19 protein-coding genes are annotated in these 16,549 nt (G+C 38.0%); 3 read left to right on the top strand and 16 right to left on the bottom strand.

Annotated features, from left to right (window positions below):
• Positions 1-16: 16 nt before the first annotated feature.
• The gene (locus ACQ96U_RS19950; RefSeq protein WP_431723026.1) at positions 17-736 is read right to left on the bottom strand and encodes a hypothetical protein; all 720 of its coding nucleotides are present in this window, start codon (positions 734-736) and stop codon (positions 17-19) included.
• Between the two features lie 184 nt (positions 737-920).
• Between ACQ96U_RS19950 and ACQ96U_RS19945 the strand changes: the two genes are divergently transcribed.
• Together ACQ96U_RS19945 and ACQ96U_RS19940 are read left to right on the top strand one after the other, a co-directional pair.
• Complete coding sequence (locus ACQ96U_RS19945) at positions 921-1,238, top strand: hypothetical protein (RefSeq protein WP_431723025.1); 318 nt, start codon at positions 921-923, stop codon at positions 1,236-1,238.
• Between the two features lie 10 nt (positions 1,239-1,248).
• Positions 1,249-1,401: a hypothetical protein gene (locus ACQ96U_RS19940; protein ID WP_431723024.1), complete on the top strand. Its 153-nt coding sequence runs from the start codon at positions 1,249-1,251 to the stop codon at positions 1,399-1,401.
• 233 nt (positions 1,402-1,634) lie between these two features.
• Here ACQ96U_RS19940 and ACQ96U_RS19935 read toward each other — a convergent pair whose 3' ends face one another.
• The gene (locus tag ACQ96U_RS19935) at positions 1,635-2,012 is read right to left on the bottom strand and encodes a hypothetical protein (RefSeq protein ID WP_431723023.1); all 378 of its coding nucleotides are present in this window, start codon (positions 2,010-2,012) and stop codon (positions 1,635-1,637) included.
• Positions 2,013-2,084: 72 nt separating this feature from the next.
• Between ACQ96U_RS19935 and ACQ96U_RS19930 the strand changes: the two genes are divergently transcribed.
• A complete protein-coding gene (locus tag ACQ96U_RS19930; protein WP_431723022.1) occupies positions 2,085-2,267 on the top strand; it encodes a hypothetical protein in 183 nt (60 codons plus the stop codon).
• A gap of 90 nt (positions 2,268-2,357) precedes the next feature.
• Here ACQ96U_RS19930 and ACQ96U_RS19925 read toward each other — a convergent pair whose 3' ends face one another.
• The 14 genes from ACQ96U_RS19925 to ACQ96U_RS19860 form a co-directional block, all read right to left on the bottom strand.
• Entirely contained in the window at positions 2,358-2,546 is a 189-nt protein-coding gene (locus ACQ96U_RS19925; protein ID WP_431723021.1) for a hypothetical protein, read from the bottom strand.
• Positions 2,547-2,636: 90 nt separating this feature from the next.
• A complete protein-coding gene (locus ACQ96U_RS19920; RefSeq protein ID WP_431723020.1) occupies positions 2,637-3,245 on the bottom strand; it encodes a lipase family protein in 609 nt (202 codons plus the stop codon).
• A 277-nt stretch (positions 3,246-3,522) separates the two neighbouring features.
• Positions 3,523-5,463 (bottom strand): hypothetical protein, encoded by a 1,941-nt coding sequence (locus ACQ96U_RS19915; protein ID WP_431723019.1) that lies wholly within the window; start codon positions 5,461-5,463, stop codon positions 3,523-3,525.
• 62 nt (positions 5,464-5,525) lie between these two features.
• Positions 5,526-6,710 (bottom strand): hypothetical protein, encoded by a 1,185-nt coding sequence (locus ACQ96U_RS19910; protein ID WP_431723018.1) that lies wholly within the window; start codon positions 6,708-6,710, stop codon positions 5,526-5,528.
• 57 nt (positions 6,711-6,767) lie between these two features.
• A complete protein-coding gene (locus ACQ96U_RS19905; RefSeq protein ID WP_431723017.1) occupies positions 6,768-7,589 on the bottom strand; it encodes a hypothetical protein in 822 nt (273 codons plus the stop codon).
• The gene (locus ACQ96U_RS19900; protein WP_431723042.1) at positions 7,586-7,960 is read right to left on the bottom strand and encodes a DUF4280 domain-containing protein; all 375 of its coding nucleotides are present in this window, start codon (positions 7,958-7,960) and stop codon (positions 7,586-7,588) included. Before ACQ96U_RS19900 ends, ACQ96U_RS19905 begins: the two co-directional genes overlap by 4 nt.
• Positions 7,961-8,028: 68 nt before the next feature.
• The gene (locus ACQ96U_RS19895) at positions 8,029-9,747 is read right to left on the bottom strand and encodes a hypothetical protein (protein WP_431723016.1); all 1,719 of its coding nucleotides are present in this window, start codon (positions 9,745-9,747) and stop codon (positions 8,029-8,031) included.
• A gap of 35 nt (positions 9,748-9,782) precedes the next feature.
• Positions 9,783-10,787 carry a type VI secretion system protein IglI family protein gene (locus tag ACQ96U_RS19890; RefSeq protein WP_431723015.1) on the bottom strand — a complete coding sequence of 335 codons (1,005 nt, stop codon included), beginning with the start codon at positions 10,785-10,787 and terminating at the stop codon, positions 9,783-9,785.
• Positions 10,769-11,680 carry a hypothetical protein gene (locus tag ACQ96U_RS19885; RefSeq protein WP_431723014.1) on the bottom strand — a complete coding sequence of 304 codons (912 nt, stop codon included), beginning with the start codon at positions 11,678-11,680 and terminating at the stop codon, positions 10,769-10,771. The genes ACQ96U_RS19890 and ACQ96U_RS19885 overlap by 19 nt, the downstream gene beginning before the upstream one ends.
• On the bottom strand, positions 11,677-12,306 hold the full coding sequence (locus tag ACQ96U_RS19880) for a DotU family type IV/VI secretion system protein (RefSeq protein ID WP_431723013.1): 630 nt from the start codon (positions 12,304-12,306) through the stop codon (positions 11,677-11,679). The genes ACQ96U_RS19885 and ACQ96U_RS19880 overlap by 4 nt, the downstream gene beginning before the upstream one ends.
• A gap of 39 nt (positions 12,307-12,345) precedes the next feature.
• Positions 12,346-13,956 carry a type VI secretion system baseplate subunit TssF gene (locus ACQ96U_RS19875; protein ID WP_431723012.1) on the bottom strand — a complete coding sequence of 537 codons (1,611 nt, stop codon included), beginning with the start codon at positions 13,954-13,956 and terminating at the stop codon, positions 12,346-12,348.
• A 32-nt stretch (positions 13,957-13,988) separates the two neighbouring features.
• Positions 13,989-14,378: a hypothetical protein gene (locus ACQ96U_RS19870; RefSeq protein ID WP_094786270.1), complete on the bottom strand. Its 390-nt coding sequence runs from the start codon at positions 14,376-14,378 to the stop codon at positions 13,989-13,991.
• A gap of 83 nt (positions 14,379-14,461) precedes the next feature.
• Positions 14,462-15,793, bottom strand: coding sequence for a type VI secretion system baseplate subunit TssK (gene tssK, locus ACQ96U_RS19865; protein WP_431723011.1), 1,332 nt, complete (start codon positions 15,791-15,793; stop codon positions 14,462-14,464).
• A 153-nt stretch (positions 15,794-15,946) separates the two neighbouring features.
• Positions 15,947-16,528, bottom strand: coding sequence for a hypothetical protein (locus ACQ96U_RS19860; protein WP_027707717.1), 582 nt, complete (start codon positions 16,526-16,528; stop codon positions 15,947-15,949).
• Between the last annotated feature and the right edge of the window lie 21 nt (positions 16,529-16,549).

Raw genomic sequence — 16,549 nt, 5'->3', positions numbered from 1 at the left:
GTTAGTTTGCTACACCTCACGTTGTTAGTTTGGCATTGACGACATTTCGCGTGTCTTGATAAAGTTCTATCCAATGTTCTTCGAACGCATTGTATATAGCGACTTTTATTGCTTTAGTGTCGTTTGTACTATGTCTACCTGCACCCTGTAGTGCCGTACATATAAATTCTATGTACTCATCAGTTAGCTTCCCTCTAAGCCCAAGACAATGAAATTCTAGCCAATAGTGAGTAGGTAGACTTAATTTTATCTTTGTCACTGATTCTATCGTAGGGCACCGCCTTCGATGATGGCCAACTGACTTGCCAAGGTGTCCGTCGAATTTCAAAGAGGATAAACTAGATATATACATTTGTAGATTTATCGTTCCAAGTAACCCTTGAGTGATGGAGCCTGCCAGATAGTCACGTTCAGCCGATTCTTCGCCCAGGTGTCGGTTCGTTTTAATTTTTTTGATTAATCCAGGCAATCGGCTGACTGCTATGATTATCCCAGTCAGCACAGCGCCCGCTGCAATGAAAGGTGAGTGTGGGCCGGGGATCGCTGCGACGGTTATTAATAGACCTCCGACAGCTCTACCACCTTGCCTGTATCGTTTTGTGCATATTCTGTCATATAGGTTATTTAGCATATTTATTTCAGCGTTCGAGTTAACTGTCGTGGCGATGCGTTCGATTACTGCTATTCTTTCACTGCTGCTGCGTACCCCTTGTAAGTTCGATATAGCATACCCCACCCCTAGTCCTGCTCCGGCCGCTCCAGCTGTTAGTCCTGCAGTAGCAGCAGTCGCCCCGTACCCATTAAGCGCAGCGAGGTGACCTGTTACGGTCGAGACTTGTTTGGCGGTATCAGTTAAAAGTACTGCGCATTGAGTTGCTTTTTGATTTTCTGACATGATGTTCCATTTGTTATAAGTTTCTATGGCACATAGAGCATTTGCCGAAAGCCCAACTATAGCGCCCGATGTTGCTCCTATGGCAGCAACCCGCCCAGAGGTATCACCTGGTGTGCTTATTCCTAATGATGTGTCACCGTGTGCAGCACTAGCAAGTGTTTTTACCGTGGCCTCACACCCTAGTGCGTCGCTAGTTATAAAATCGCAGGGTGTCCGTTCAGGATTGGCCGCTTGTTGTTGTTTTAATAAATTTGCAGCGTGTTGCATATTTGTGATATTGGTGGAGCGTCCCGGTGGATACTGTGGTTCTACGTCTAAAGGTGTCAGTATATTCCTGTTATAGAGGCTGCCATGTGTCCTGCCTCGTTGGTGGTTTGGTTCATGAGATCCAGTTTGGCTTATGTACCGACGGCCATCAACCTGTCTGTGTTGCGGCCTGTTGTGCGGCTGGGCTGTCTCGGTCTGATACTCCCAAACGGGAGCATCAACTGGCGTGCGGTTTTTAAAATCATATGGAGTCATCTAGATATCTCCCAATTTATAAAAAAGTTGTAGACCGGTAACTTCTGAAATAAACCATAGTGAGGTCCCACGAAGTATTCTCATGTTTAACTTATGGCGTTACGACAGCGATTTTGGGATCGTTAAGTTCAGTAGAAGATAACAAGGTAGATTAAGGAGAGTAGAGCAGCATGATATGAGCGTACGATCTTCTGTTAAAGAACAGGACACCCACTTTTCACTTTATCAGCAAAAAGCCATCCCCACTAGCTTCAAGAAATAGCCTATCAACCAGCTCTACATCAAATCTCAAACCACCTTTCACCCACGTCAACCATCGCTTAACATAGAGCTCGATGCTCAATAAATCAGCACCTTGCTCATAAAGCTGAGCCACTTTGTTTTTATGATTAACCCAGGTCATCCAGGCGATGTGTAAAACATTGACTGATGTATTTAGTCGATAGCCTAAAAAATCAAACCCTTTAATCATTCTACCTATAAACGTTTTAAAAGGGTGTTTGGTTACCTTTAATTTATTTAATACGACATTCATTGTTTTCACTGCATTACGTAATTGGTGCCGTGTTTTACAAAGCAAAACCCAGTCATCCATAAAACGTACATAAATGCCTTGATCTTTTTTTTTGCAAAATTCTCTAACGCTTCATCAAGAGGTGAAAGATAAATGGCACCTAATAAAGGTGATAATGGGCAGACTTTAGTAATACCTTGTGTGGCACTCATTAAATATCCATTCACAGCATCTATCCGATCAAGCATACAACTTATTAATGCAATAACACGTGTATCGTCAATTAATACCTCAAGCTGCTCCAGTAAAACAGTGTTGACTGAGTTTTGGTTTTAATTCCTCCGTCAGCACCAACGTTATGGCTTTTAATACCAGTGCATCCTGAGCTGACCAACGGGAGATAGTCACCGTTTTTGTTGATACCGCTCAGCATGGACTAAATTGATAGTTTTCACTGATTAACGCTTGTTGAATAACAGGTTTTAACTGTTGCCAATGGAAGCGTAAGTGCCAGATATCATCATTATAATGATCATTTTCGCGTCTTTTACACAACCATGTAAATGCCTCATTAATGATTGTATCAGATGCAATAATTTCCAGCAGATTCAACATTAGATAGAATGTATTTAATTTTCAACAACAAAGAAATTATATATTATATTTTTCATAGGCACCTTTCAATTACCAATTAAATTTTATTTTTTAATTTAACACATTCACATAATTTTCTAACTGATGATCTCCCCAATTAGGCTTTATATTAAAACCACACCCCACTTTAGTTAGTTTAACCGGTTGTTGAAAAGGCCATTTAAAAGGGAGCTGTAAGGGAACAATATCATTCCCGTATTGATAACTGGTTAAGGGGAAACCTTGCCAATACTGTTGACCTTTATACATACGTGGACAACCAAAACCTACCCATTCTTGTATGATAAAATTATGTTTAATTAATACCTCCGCCAACATCAAGCTGATACTGGCACCTGTTGAATGCCCTGCTAATACAACTGGTTTTGATCGGTCCAGGGTATTAGTTAAAAGTGGTAATAAATACCGTTGCTGTTCATTAAACTGTTTATAGTTATTGTTTATCTGCCAATACCACCCGGGGGAATACATAACCCGTTGCCAGCCACGTAACATTTTTTGCTGTTTATACAAAAAATGACTACAACCGTAGCCAACGACAAGTGCTTGACAATGTGTAAAGGATTTAACTAATAGCTTGAAGTCATTATGTGTAATTGTGGGCTGTGCTTGGACATCGACACATAAATGCGCTAACGCTCCATGTATGGCATTATTCACCAGGTTTACTTCCTTAATGTTTACATAAAAGCATTCCTCTTATGGAGGAAATGAAAAGGTCGGGGTATACCGCAACGACTCAGCTTTCATATAGAATAATATCCCCACCCTAACCCTCCCCTTTTTAAGGGGAGGGAAATAATAAGCATCACTCTACCCAGAGCAATTCATTTTTTCAGGACTATACTGGTCCGTTAAGACAAGTAATAGCAACCAACGTTTTTAATAGCGCTAACGAGTTATGTCATACTTCTTTATGGGTATATATTTTTTGGCTTTATTTATTTGTTTTACTCACTACTTCTTTACGCATACCGGTATGGCATAAAATGGCTTTAATCACTTCATGCTGCCCTTTAATCAACAGCTTTAATTCATCTAGATTGATTTCACCACTGTACTGTATCAAATCGTAAAAGGTTTTATACCGTGCCCATGGGTTCTGTACCGATTCGATATAATGTTCTTTTTTGTCTACCGATAACACAATGTCTTCCCATAACGGAATTGACGATTTACCATCAATTTCAATAGGCTTATAAACCCGATCATGTGCTGCGGCATATTTTTCCCAACTGGGTCGTTTCAGTTTATCACTCGCCGGTACTACAATGGGAGCTAAATACTGTTTTATCTCAGATTCGTGTTGTCCAACCCCATCAATAGTCAGTGTTTTTCGTGAATAGGGGCTAAATTCGACACCTAATAAATTTGGATTAACCAATGGACTTAAGCCCACCACTTGTTTACCTGAAAACGTTTTATGTTGATTCAGAAGTCCTTGTTGTTGACAACGGTCAAAAAATACATTCACTTCCGGTAGCTTAAGCAAAAACAGATAAAACCAATCTCGCCATTTTTGGCGTTCGGTATTATTATTTTTATGCATTAAGTCCGCCGCACTGGCTGCACAATCATCAATAACGTAACTAACAGCATCCAGATATAACGCAGTGGGCGGTAATAGACTCATTTTTGTTGTACCTAAATAGCTGAGTAGTAACTCCTCACAAAATGCCAAACAAATAGCCAGACGTTGTCCAATATTTGACATGGATAAGCTCATGGAAAACCGGTAATGTTTTTCAATCATTGATTTAACCAGTGTATCCAGTGCTGTACTGAAGAATCGATGGCCTACCAATGGCTCCCAATAACTCAAATATTTTACTTTTACTAAAAGCGTTTCACTCAATCGAACCGGTGTGATAATTGAATTAATTGCCTGCTTATCACTTATCTGCAATCGCCCTTTTTCTGCCAAACACTGTTTATACACGGCTTGTATTGTATCACTGGACTTATACAGGATATGGTATACCGGACTATGTTTTGAAATATATGTTTTACCCAGAGTGCTGACACGTTTTTTAAGTTCATCTCGGTCAACGATGATACCCTCATCATTTAAAAAACTCCCTGACAGAATATCCTTAATACCATCATGATCATTAATATCTACTAAAATGATACTGCTGAGCGCACGGAAGAAAAAATATTTAGGCCGGCGTTGATAAGCCAAATAGACTCTAACCGCAGCGTCTGTGGTATAATCGCCAGCGTTAAAGTAAGGTTGTTGTTTTAATTCTATGGGTGTTTTTTTAAAAGCACCATGAATATTTTTTATGCCGAGCTTATCACTGATCACAGGACTAATCAGATTAGCTAACTCACTCTCAAATTGCTCAAAACGTTTGCGCTGATCACTTTGAAACAGCGTAGCATTACCCGTACTCAGATTCATTCCACTTAAACCATAAGCACCATCAGGGTTACTGGTGTTATATGTTAGTGGAGACCACACATTGTTTTTAGCATCACCAAATAAATTAACCCCATTGCTCCCAAAACGTTCATTACCAAAACCACAACGTAACACCTGCCAGGTGCCTGATAGTGGATTATTAATCATTTTATGAACAAGTCCAGCAAAACCACCTATTGTAGGTATGGTTTTAATACCACTGATCACTAGTTCTGTCATAAAACTCGTCACTTGTGCAACATGCGCATCATGTCGATTAACGGCACGAACTACTTTAGCTAAATGTGTGGCTTCCACTTTGGCTTTGTCATTTAAGTCTCGATAAAAAGCTTCAATTGCATATTGCTGAAATGCAGCATTAATCTGTTTGGCCTGTGCCGGCGATACGTTATCCAGCCCACCTTTAACGTGCAACGTGTTAATAAAATCTGATTTCAGTTGATCGTAATTCACAATCAAGACTCCTACCGAGTAACTATTTATTACTCACCACGAAGGATATACATACTGTATGCTTAATTGGGGGCATTAACCTGCTTAAAGCTCTGCCATATAAATGCATGCTTTGACAAACCATCTGCAGTGGGTTGTACAAAACGTCCTTGATAGAGCTGGTTTAAGAAAAATGGCGCTCCGTCATCAATGGGTAATTCTTGATTAAGTAAAGGCATATTACTACCAAAAGCATAATTAGTCACACTCACTCCATACTGCTGACACCAGTTATACACATACTCAGGAAAATCAGGTATCCACCAATCTAACTGACTAAATAAATCATTCCATTCTTTTTTAGACACTCGTTTATGCTGTGCTTTTTCGAGATAGTTTTTGACCGTGTATTCCGTAGGATAGTTATACTGTGTAGCAAAAGTTTCAGGTAACTTATTATTTAAATGTTGTGCCCAACGCCACACAAGTGAGTACTCAGTCATGATGATGTCTTTATCTGAATGAAGCATTTCCCGCGCTTCATACATTATGCTTTCCAGATCCTCCATATTGTGGGTGTGAGGATGAATATCGATCCCTTTAATCCAGGGAGTCGTATTGGCAAAATTAATCATACCGACGACATCATCTGCATCTCTATTTTCAGCTTTATGCAAGGCATTAAGTGCGCCAACATAAATATCAAGATCACCATTATTATTTTGCTTCCATTCATTAATAACCTGTGCGACCTGTTTATGAAATTCTACAGATGGATTGATACCCGTATCTTGGTTTGTAACCCTGTCACTGGCTAATGTATTCCACATAGGTTCATTAGATATTACCAATTTGTCGATATCATGCCCTACATAATTCAATACTTCTTGCAAAAACCCCTTATAATCATTCATTTGCGTAGAACCAGGCGCTGGCAGTTTCATATTTTTATCGGCAAAGCTCCAATAAATCGACAATACCATTTTATAATGAGGGTTATCTCGTTTGGCTTGAATAAAATTAGCTAAGTATGATGAGGTGTACCAGTCTTCTCCTTTTTTATACTTATCATAGTACTCTAAAATAAAAAACATACCTCGATACCATTTTGCATTAACCGCATCCATTAGCTTATAAGTATTTGGATTTATCCGCCATAGTGCTTTATTTACATTAACCCCCATTTCTGTTTTTGACGTTTGGCTATTTGCCATAGTTACTATAGTGCTTAAAGCAACCATTAATCCATATTTCAGATATTTATTCATAATTATAACTCCATGTAATGATATTCGTTACTCAGCCTAAAGGGCCATGCTACAGTTTTAGCTTCGCGTTAAATAACAGTATTGGGCAAGTTGTTGAAAATAATTAAAGACTGTATTTAATGCATATGTAGTCTGATCGATATGGTAAAAGAAATTAACTATGCCAATAAAGTCATTAGCACTCATTTTTGTTTGTTTATGGAGAACTTCAGTACGATAATATTCAAATTCATGACTAAATTGTTGGCCATGACTGAGCTGCCAAAAACGAGTGTCTTCAATTCCGTATTTTTCAAAAAGCGAATAGCCTGCAAAACAATTCATATTGTGTACAACGACTAATAACTTCACATCTTTTTGCCACCAAGTTAAATCTTTAAGAATAGCCCGAATATCATGCAAATGTGTACGTAACTCATCTTCATTTAATGTTTGCAGATGTTTAGCATTAAACGTCACCATAATATGAACGGTAGGAAAAAACCAAGAACCTCTGATGTGTTGTAATTGGAGTCTGGTTTTTGGTAAAACACTGCCAATAAACGAACTGGGTACCACTACAGGCTCTACCACTTCATCACCGTATTTTTCATTATAGATTTTTGTGAGTTGATTACTATTAGGTTGATCATGACCAATAATAATCAATTTTCGGTGATAACCTCGGTACGCTTTGATATAGCTGTACAACATATAAATGACGAGCGCTAAAAAAATAACAGCAGCGGCAATAAGACATAATTTTCCTAATGCTGCTAACATCGCATCAGATACCATGGTTTCCAGTTGCACAACAGTGCGCAATAGGATAAAAGTTTCAGCACTGATTAAGCTGATAACCACCAGAACCATTCCTGTCGTGAGTGCTGATTTATTCATCTGACGGCCTCTACTTTTAGTTGTCCAGGTTGATTAATTTGAATAACGCCCCCCCACATACACATCAGTTTGCTGTCTTGCGTTAGAATCGGTGATCCCGCTAATAGCACGGTAGGATCACCAGGGGTCCAAGGGGCAACCGTTGCAGGAATACACGGCATTGGCGTTAAAACACCCCATGCTGCAGCCGTCGCTGCTGCGGTTGCAGGATTTGCCAACGATTTACATAAGCCAAAGGTGGGAATATTCATCAAGGGCTTATGATCTAAAATATTGGCTGCAGGTACTACACCTTCCAAAACACGATTTTGTGGGGTTACCGTGAGTGGTGCAGGAATATCGCCAAAGGGGCATTGCATTGTGGCCCCCATGCATACACACTTAGGCATAATGTCTCTCAGCTCGTTTAACTATTATCGTGAGATTGTATTTTAAATAATTATTCTTCGGCGGTTTGTAAAATAAGTAAGCCTTCTTCTAACTGTATTAATTCGGTGTCTTTTGCTTTTTGTCGCTTGATACTTAATACAGGTTTATCTTGTTGATAGTCATATTTTAACGCTGCTTGATCATCCTTTTTTTTGCCAAACACAATATGATTACCTTGCGGGTCTAGGGGAAGTTTAACACCCGCTCCCCAATTTAATACCTTGACAATAGTCGCCTGGTACAAATCAATGGCTAACAATACCTGTGTGTCTTTGTACAATGGGAAAAAAAAGTGCGGCGTTAAATTTTCTGGTTCAAATAGCACCTTAATTTTTTTATCCCACAATGGTATGTGCACTTGATACTCATATTGTGAGGTTTGCTGATTTTTATGTAACTGATAGGTCTTTTCTTTTTTATCACCCACTTCACTCAGAATAATACCTTCAACATACATGGGATAATTGACAGGTCTGTATTCAGGAAAGCGTTGTCGGCAGTTCTGTAAGCGTTCGGCCTTTATTTGATAATTGAGTACATATTGTGTTGCATCATTATCTAAGTCACTGGCCTGGTCGTTATCGACCGCCTCAGCAATAATACGCAGCTGATAACTTCGATATTTGTGTTGAGCAAAAACAGACTGCTGCTCCCAACCAGTTTTCGCTATCTGAAATACACAACCAGGATAGTAAGTTTGCAAGGGCCACTCACAACAAGCAATATGTAATTCCTCACCCTGAGTAGTTAATTGCTTATTGTAGTATGATTTTATCCCTTTAAGCGCACTTGGAATCGGCTGGCGATATAAAATATCTTGATATAAACCCTTATACGCTTGCGCCTGTGTTAAATGATCAGTGCTAGCGCCCTCTGCAATACCATTCCGTAAGCGAATCTGATAACGCGTTTGCGATGGCCAATGTACTTTAACCTGCTGTAATTCATGCCCTAAAAAACCTTCTGCACTGGCAGGCTCTGGAAGCTTTTCTAGAATACGGTATTGTTGTTGTTGATAGTCATACACCCAATGACCAGCCACACTATCAAGGTACTGCAATAAAAAATCATAAAAACTGGCATTATTTTGTGGCCCCGATTGAATTAATCGATATCCATCTGTTTTTGCCAACCCTAACGCTATCATTGGTTGTTTGACTGATAATGCCTGATGCGTGTAATTCACTTTAATCACAGGGTTTAACTGCTTATCGATTAACTGTTGCATGGTAGCATTCACCCATAACTCACAAGGAAAATGCTGGTGCCATAATGCACTCGCGGCATCGCTAAACCAAAGCTGGTAATAACGCGACAATACAGGCTGATTACGAATGTCATGATAGTGCTGCTCCTCCAGCATCTTTTCAGTGACAATACCCTGTAGGGTTAAGGGCTCAATACGTTTATTACGGTCAATCGCGGGTTCTATCGTTAATCGTAACTGCATAAGCGCATCATTATTAACCAACGGTAGAACGTCATCTGCTTTACGTTCTGTACCTATCCAGAACGCAATATAACCACGGAACCCTGCTCGATTAAGCGCTACATCAACGGATTTGATATTACCACCTGGAATGTTCACCGTTGATCCATTAACAGTGAGTGACAAACTGATTGTTAAACTATCAACGACTTTTGGTGGAATAACCGGTTGGTTTTCAACATTGAATAAGTCCGCAGCAGTGCGTGGCTTATGGCAGTGATAATACCACTCATGTTGCATGACCGATTTCCTCTTTATTCAGGAAGCGCTTAAACTTAATCATCGTCATAAACCATGCCACCCACTTCCCTTTCATCAGCATACTCTGGTTGATCTGGCGCAATGCTCAACCCCAGAAAAGCGTTTTTATCAACGGTATAATGCTCTCTTAACGCTTGCCACTGATGTGGGTTATGGCTGTGAATATAGTGAGTAAATGTACTAATATGTTGCGCTTTTAAAGCTGTATAACCTTGAAATAACTGAGGTAAATACAACAATGGATTAAAATTAGCTAATTCATGTTGAATATCTTCCACTACAACAGCAGCTTTATACAGTTGGTCACGCTTAACCAGCGCCTCTAACAACGCAATTTTATCCATCAGTAAAGTTAATGAATGTGACCACGTTTCCATGCCTATTGTGGATGGATGCGTTACTACGTCATCGTTTACATTTTGCTGCTCATCGGATTCAACTTCATTGATTTCATTATGGTTGGCATCGTCTGCGTCATGCGTATCAGTTTCAATTAGCGGCCAATACAATGCTTTTATTTCTGCTAACTGTTTAACGGTTAATGCTAACTGAGTATAGGGCGATAAACACTCCATAAGTGCCATGAGCTGATCAACAATTTGCTGAGGATCTTCATTTACCGTAGCTAATGTAGGTGTAAATCTTTCTAAACGCTTGTGAATTTTTTTTATTAATAATGCTGTGCAGTCTTCTATTGCTTTGACATTTTCGGCACTACTTTTAAAGGCAATATCATCTTCACTATAAAGTTTTTCGAAAATGCGTAAAATAACCTGAATGACATCTACAAATTGCTGGTGGTTGTTTACAACCCAAACACTGTATAAATAATAAGTAACGATACGAATATCATAAATATCAACGGGGATTATCTCATCACCCTGAGCTACTAACTTTTCAAACTCACCATTAATCCACCAACTCGCTAATGTTGTAAAATGTTGTTCAATCATTTGTGCGGAAACATCTGTTTCTAACACAACATCATTAACAAGATACGTTAAAGCTGGATTCGACATAAATCAGTCCATCCATACTGGGTTGCTGGTTTAGGTTTGGCATCTACCATTTGGCCTTCGTATAGGTGTATGTGTTTAGTCCTGTTATCCATGCCAATCAGTGTATCCTGACCAAGTTGGCTTTGCAGTTGCAGGCGTAGCCCTTCCCTAGGTATCGACGTCGTAAAGACAATGTCAAAATTTACAGATTTATTAGTAAAAAAAACTAAAACATAGTGCCTTAGACGATAATTAATTTCATTTTCCCAGTTTAGGTTATGACGATAATCAGCATATCTTAACGTGAGTCGAATAAGCAATGAACTGACCGTTTGAAAACCAATACCACCTAATGTTGTTGTTGAATTGAAAGTCGACATACCAAAGGTATGTGTCTTAGCTTGCGTTGATTGTACTCTTGGCTGTTGTTCTAAAATAATGTCAAACTCAGGAAATACATGGGTTAATAACCAATGCAAATTCATACTTGAAAGCGTAGTATCCAAAAAAACATGTTGCTGTACTATTTGGTGCCACTGTGTAAAGTAATAACGGTTGATTTCTGGATAAAGTTGACCTAAAAAGTCCAAAATAATCATATGATCTAAAAGTATGAGCAACGCCTCTAACTGAGGTCTGTCTAAGGTATAATGATCAAGTTTTTTTAACCAATATGAAGGCAAATGAGTTTGCGTTCCTAATAAACCCAAGTTTAATGTTATATGTACATATTCAAAAATGAACTCTACACGCTCAACGATGCGTTTTTGGGAAGTTAAGTTTGCATTACTTTTAAATCTAATTTTATCTGTCGTATAGCCTTTGTAATCTAATAGTTTGAGTAATGCTAAAATATCAAAACGATTGAGGTGACTGTTTATTTTTTTTGCGCAGGTGCTGTACGGGCTTATCATATGCGAAGGTCCGGTTGTGCACGCTTACTTGTCACTCTTTTAAATTTAACTACTGAAGCATAAGGATTTTCACGAATAACACAATCAAGATTATCTTCAATCAGGGTTAAATACTCATGTTTTTTTTGGTCGTCATCATGATACTGACCGACAAAGCCCTGGTTCAATGAAAAATAAAATACGTCTAATGCATCCGCAAAATGAATGCGCTTTTCAATTAGTTGATCAATACATTCATAAAAGTAACTGCCACCAGCTTTTACATTTAGATGTTTCTCTTGTAAACCTGGCCAGTCCCATGGATTAATACCAGAACATTGATTACGTGCGATTTCATCTGAATGAATAGCCAGCGCCATAATAATCCAATACACTTGTTCTTCAGTTAACTCACGACTTAAACTCGTCTGACAAGCAACTAATGCACTTAAAACCTGATTAAAAATCTGCAGTGTGGTCGTATCTTGTGCAATAGAATGAGTATTCATAGATGCTTTTATATTTGCAGAAGACTCTGCCCCCGTTAGATTTTCAGTCGAAGTAGTTTTAACCACTTGTTGATCTGTTAATACTTTGTCTCTTTCTATAATAAATGTATAAATACTTTGCCAACATTCAAAATTCATGACTCACTCTCCCACAAGCAAATGCACTAGTTTACGGTATTATGCCTCTGGTATTGCATCAGTAGTTAGTTTAATTGGGCATGCCGTTATCCATAATTTAAGAATTGCAGCCAAACGATCAATAAATGCTTTTATAAGTGGATTAAGATGATCTTCAAAGGGATGAAAAGCAATAACATAATGCAGTCCAAGACATGGTTTTCCTTGATCACTTACCGTTTGATAATCGTAGCAATAACATTTAGCTAACAATTCCCGAATTCTTTTAAATTCTCTCAACCACACTGTACCCATCGAATCTAAAATAAGTAAAATATCACCTAAATCTAACCGAACTTTGTTTTTTACAGCGGATAAGGCTAGATACTGTTCTAGCGTTAACGTAATGGATGCACAAAAAGGAACAATGGCCTGTTTCGTTGAAGGTAATAACTGCAAAGATAAATCTGGAAGATCATGCTCATACCAACGAATCGCTAATGGTTTCCAGAGTAATTGACTAAATGTAGGATCATGCCAACGTCCCTGAATAATAATATCAACAGGCTCATCAAATGCTTCAGGCATATTTATCGCTACTTCATGTTTTTGCTGATTTCCAGACACCACATCATGAATGGCATAATGCCCTGATGTTGATTTAACAACGCCTGAGTGCAGTGCAATACGCTCATTATTTTTAACCTGATAGACCCCTTCCAAAGTACATAATGATAATGTGGATTTAGTCCGAGGTGGTAAAATAGGCCAAACCGTTTGCACACCATCAAACTCAATTGTATCTGCTTCTTCTTGCTGTAAATTTTCAACAGGTACCACATTTAATTGAAACATTTGCCGTGTGATATTGAGTACAGGAGGCCAAGGCTTATCAATGATTAAATTAATCTTGCACATTTGCCATTGTTCAGGTGCTTCCGGACACTTAATTGTTAAATAAGATGCCATCATTGGCAATTGAAAACGATGCCGTTCGATCGCTAAAGGGTTTTTTTGATATAGTGAACTGTTATCTATGTTTGGTATACCAATACTGACCTCACAAGGATAACGACAGCCATTTTCAAACTCTGCCTCAACTTTTTTGATATTGTCTTTTAATAACTGCTGCAACTGTAGCGTTAAACAATAATCATCTCCTGCCCATAAAAAGAAATGCGTCGACCTAAGCGGATAAGGTTTAGTTGATTGATTGCTAATTTTTAGTTCAAGCTTACTTTGGAGAGTATAACTACCATAACAAGATACCGTATCAAGCCGGATAGGTTCGATACTAAGATCAAACAACGTTTGGAAGTAAGCATATTCATCATCAGGCGTCGAAAAAATCATACCTGTTTTTGCAGGTAATTGAATACGATCGTAACTATGCAATGACTCAACTTTGACAAGTGCCATTGCCGGTACAGGCGATGTTAAATAGGGATATAACTGGTAAAAAAGTCTCCGATACAGTTGATCAATATGCTGTTGACTTGTCACTCTATTCCTGGCAATTAATAGTGCAACCGACTCAAGTAGCTGTTTTATTTCAGGGTTTTGACTATCAACAGACAGTTCAGAATAGCCAGTTGTTAATTGCTCATTAAATTCATTGATAAAAGATAACTCATCGCTGTAAGCCTTCTTAAGTTGTGTGCTGAGATCCATGACAAATCACCACTCTATAATTATTATTTACACTACTGTAACTTGATCATTGCCCCTTGAATATTAACCATTGCCTGTCCCTTAACATCAACTTTAGTAGAAGAAAGCGTCGCATTTGTATTGCCTTTAGCGGTAAAAGTAGTTCCACCAGAAATAGAAAAATCAGTACCACTAGAAAGCTTTGTGGCTTGATTTGATGTACACTCTATTTTATCAGCTGTGACTTTAAATGTTTTGCAGTCAATTGTTACACTGTCAGGAGTTTGCTTGATCGTGCTAGTACTGCTATTTCCTTTTGATGTCGTAGTAATTGAGTCATTATCGAGAACAATAGTGTGTTTTATATTTCCAGATTCATTATTAACTGTTATGACGATACCATTTTTTTTATTTAACTCAATTCGACATAGCAAAGCACTCATATATTTATCACCTGAACTGTGACTTTATGTATAACGTAGAAACCATTCCAAACATTATTAATGACTTTTCCGGTCTATTTCAGCTAATCCATAGTTTTCACAGTTTCAAATGGTAATTTTCGATATAAGTAAAAAGACAGTGTCTGATATAACGATTGAGCGTAAAAACCAACATCATTACTTTTTTGAATATGTAGTCGTTCACCTTCTGAACTTAACTTGAAGCATTGTACCGATTGACCAAATTCATAGCCAAATGTTGGATTTTCTATTGGAATTAAATCTACACCTTTCAGTGAATAATTATGTAATGTAGATACACGAGCACAACTGGTAATTCGTGGTAATTCATCTTGTGTTAGAGGGGCATGATGCTGATGATCAATGACAAGATATAATGTATCATCTGTGTTTATTCCTGGTGGTAGTGGTGTTGAATATAAACCATCTTTAAGCATAAATTCATAACATTGTGCTTGTTCCTTATTCACCTTCATCCTAACCATAAGTTGTTGAATAAGTTGACTAAACAATATATGTAATTGTTGGTGACGATAGGGTTTTGGATCACGTTCAGGCCATTCACCACGATAGAGGGTAATATCTGTCAACAAGCCTTGTAATGAATCGTACAAATAGTACGGATGAAGCTTTAATTCACCTTCGATATCTGTTGCAACATTTAAATTCTCAAGTAAACGCAAATTGGTTTGCACACTATGCAAACATTGTTTAACGCCATATAACAAAGAGGTGGGTAAATTTTTAGCTGTGTATTCTTGTCGTAATTCTGCTCGATACCGTCGTAATATTGAGAGCAACTGCTTCAATGAAGGCGTTAAATAAGGTGATTGACCTAACTGTAATAAAGGAGGTACAAAAGCACTGGATAATTGCCATCCCTTATCATAAGGTTTTTCAAATTGACCTAAACAGCCTTGCTCAATAAAGTCATGATCATTGAGTAAGTATTCATATTCACTAGGTAATACTTGACTGGCACTGATAATCAATTTCAATAAACGACGATTAATACCTTCATTTTTTGGGATTAATGGTGTTACTGTAGAATCATACTTAGGTGCTTTTTCTCTTAGAATATAATAGTAAATTGTCGGCTCACGATGTTCTTGCAATGCGATGGGAGGTGTTAAAATTCGTGTATTGCCTGGATAATCAACAAATACATTATAGTTTTTAGTGAGCAGTCTTAATTTTTTTAATTGTAGACAGCCTTCATCACGCAGCAAGGCTTCATCCCACTGTACCACACTCAGTCCATATGCTGGTAACCCCATTATTGTCAGGCGCTCTGAGGCTTCAGCAATAAGAGACTCTTCCTGTGCCATTAAATGTTCTGGCAGTAAAGGTTGTCCTAATTCCCACTTAACAGGAGCTGGCACATCATTAGCCATTTAAGCTTCTCCTTATTATTTTATATTCTCAAATTTTCAGTTATTATATAGAATAAACCTTTTGCAAAAAATCAATTTAACGAAACATACTCAAGAAGGGGAATAGCTACGATTTTCAGATTGAATGCAAAAGGTTTAAGTAATACCAATTTATTATTCGCCTACAGATACTCCCCATTTCTTCACAAACTTAGATTTATTAGAAACAGCCATGTGGATATCTTGCTCTTCATCTTTTGGCATTACACCCAAGTAGAATGCAAAGTTTTTAGGTGAAGTCACTATGCTTGATTCATCCATATCCACACTGACATTCAATTCACCACCACTTTTATTTACCAATCCTTTTACTGGTTGGTCATTGGTATGAAAAGATTTAAAGAATACTTTTTCGTTTGGATCATACTCATAAATCGTAAATGCCATTTCAACATTAGTGTTACTTAGCTTGGTATGCTGTAGCACAGCAGCTTCCTGTTTATTTGTTGTTGACAAATTACAGCAAAAACTTACAGGGTCTGCAAACCCACCATTCCAGTATATTGAAGAAACAACCCCAACAACTTTTACCTTGCCACCTTCATCACTGATATTTGTTGGGTCCATCACTGAAAAATCAGCTTTAAATTTTGTCCCACCAATAGTCAATGAATTAATATGACCTACTAAGCGCTGAGAATCTTTTTGAAAATTAAACCCTTGACTTACACAACAGTCAAATGAAGAAGCTGCCATAATAATTCCCCTTAATGATAA

This window comes from Zooshikella sp. RANM57 (assembly GCF_050749885.1).
Taxonomy (GTDB): Bacteria; Pseudomonadota; Gammaproteobacteria; order Pseudomonadales; family Zooshikellaceae; genus Zooshikella.
This window is presented reverse-complemented; position numbering and strand designations above follow the sequence as displayed.

Bases quoted from the DNA above. Each gene is read 5' to 3' on its own strand.
- ACQ96U_RS19945 (WP_431723025.1), top strand. From the start codon at position 921: ATGGCACATAGAGCATTTGCCGAAAGCCCAACTATAGCGCCCGATGTT.
- ACQ96U_RS19935 (WP_431723023.1), bottom strand. From the start codon at position 2,012: ATGGATGACTGGGTTTTGCTTTGTAAAACACGGCACCAATTACGTAAT.
- ACQ96U_RS19930 (WP_431723022.1), top strand. From the start codon at position 2,085: ATGGCACCTAATAAAGGTGATAATGGGCAGACTTTAGTAATACCTTGT.
- ACQ96U_RS19925 (WP_431723021.1), bottom strand. From the start codon at position 2,546: ATGTTGAATCTGCTGGAAATTATTGCATCTGATACAATCATTAATGAG.
- ACQ96U_RS19910 (WP_431723018.1), bottom strand. From the start codon at position 6,710: ATGAATAAATATCTGAAATATGGATTAATGGTTGCTTTAAGCACTATA.
- ACQ96U_RS19905 (WP_431723017.1), bottom strand. From the start codon at position 7,589: ATGAATAAATCAGCACTCACGACAGGAATGGTTCTGGTGGTTATCAGC.
- ACQ96U_RS19900 (WP_431723042.1), bottom strand. From the start codon at position 7,960: ATGGGGGCCACAATGCAATGCCCCTTTGGCGATATTCCTGCACCACTC.
- ACQ96U_RS19895 (WP_431723016.1), bottom strand. From the start codon at position 9,747: ATGCAACATGAGTGGTATTATCACTGCCATAAGCCACGCACTGCTGCG.
- ACQ96U_RS19890 (WP_431723015.1), bottom strand. From the start codon at position 10,787: ATGTCGAATCCAGCTTTAACGTATCTTGTTAATGATGTTGTGTTAGAA.
- ACQ96U_RS19885 (WP_431723014.1), bottom strand. From the start codon at position 11,680: ATGATAAGCCCGTACAGCACCTGCGCAAAAAAAATAAACAGTCACCTC.
- ACQ96U_RS19880 (WP_431723013.1), bottom strand. From the start codon at position 12,306: ATGAATTTTGAATGTTGGCAAAGTATTTATACATTTATTATAGAAAGA.
- ACQ96U_RS19875 (WP_431723012.1), bottom strand. From the start codon at position 13,956: ATGGATCTCAGCACACAACTTAAGAAGGCTTACAGCGATGAGTTATCT.
- ACQ96U_RS19870 (WP_094786270.1), bottom strand. From the start codon at position 14,378: ATGAGTGCTTTGCTATGTCGAATTGAGTTAAATAAAAAAAATGGTATC.
- tssK (WP_431723011.1), bottom strand. From the start codon at position 15,793: ATGGCTAATGATGTGCCAGCTCCTGTTAAGTGGGAATTAGGACAACCT.
- ACQ96U_RS19860 (WP_027707717.1), bottom strand. From the start codon at position 16,528: ATGGCAGCTTCTTCATTTGACTGTTGTGTAAGTCAAGGGTTTAATTTT.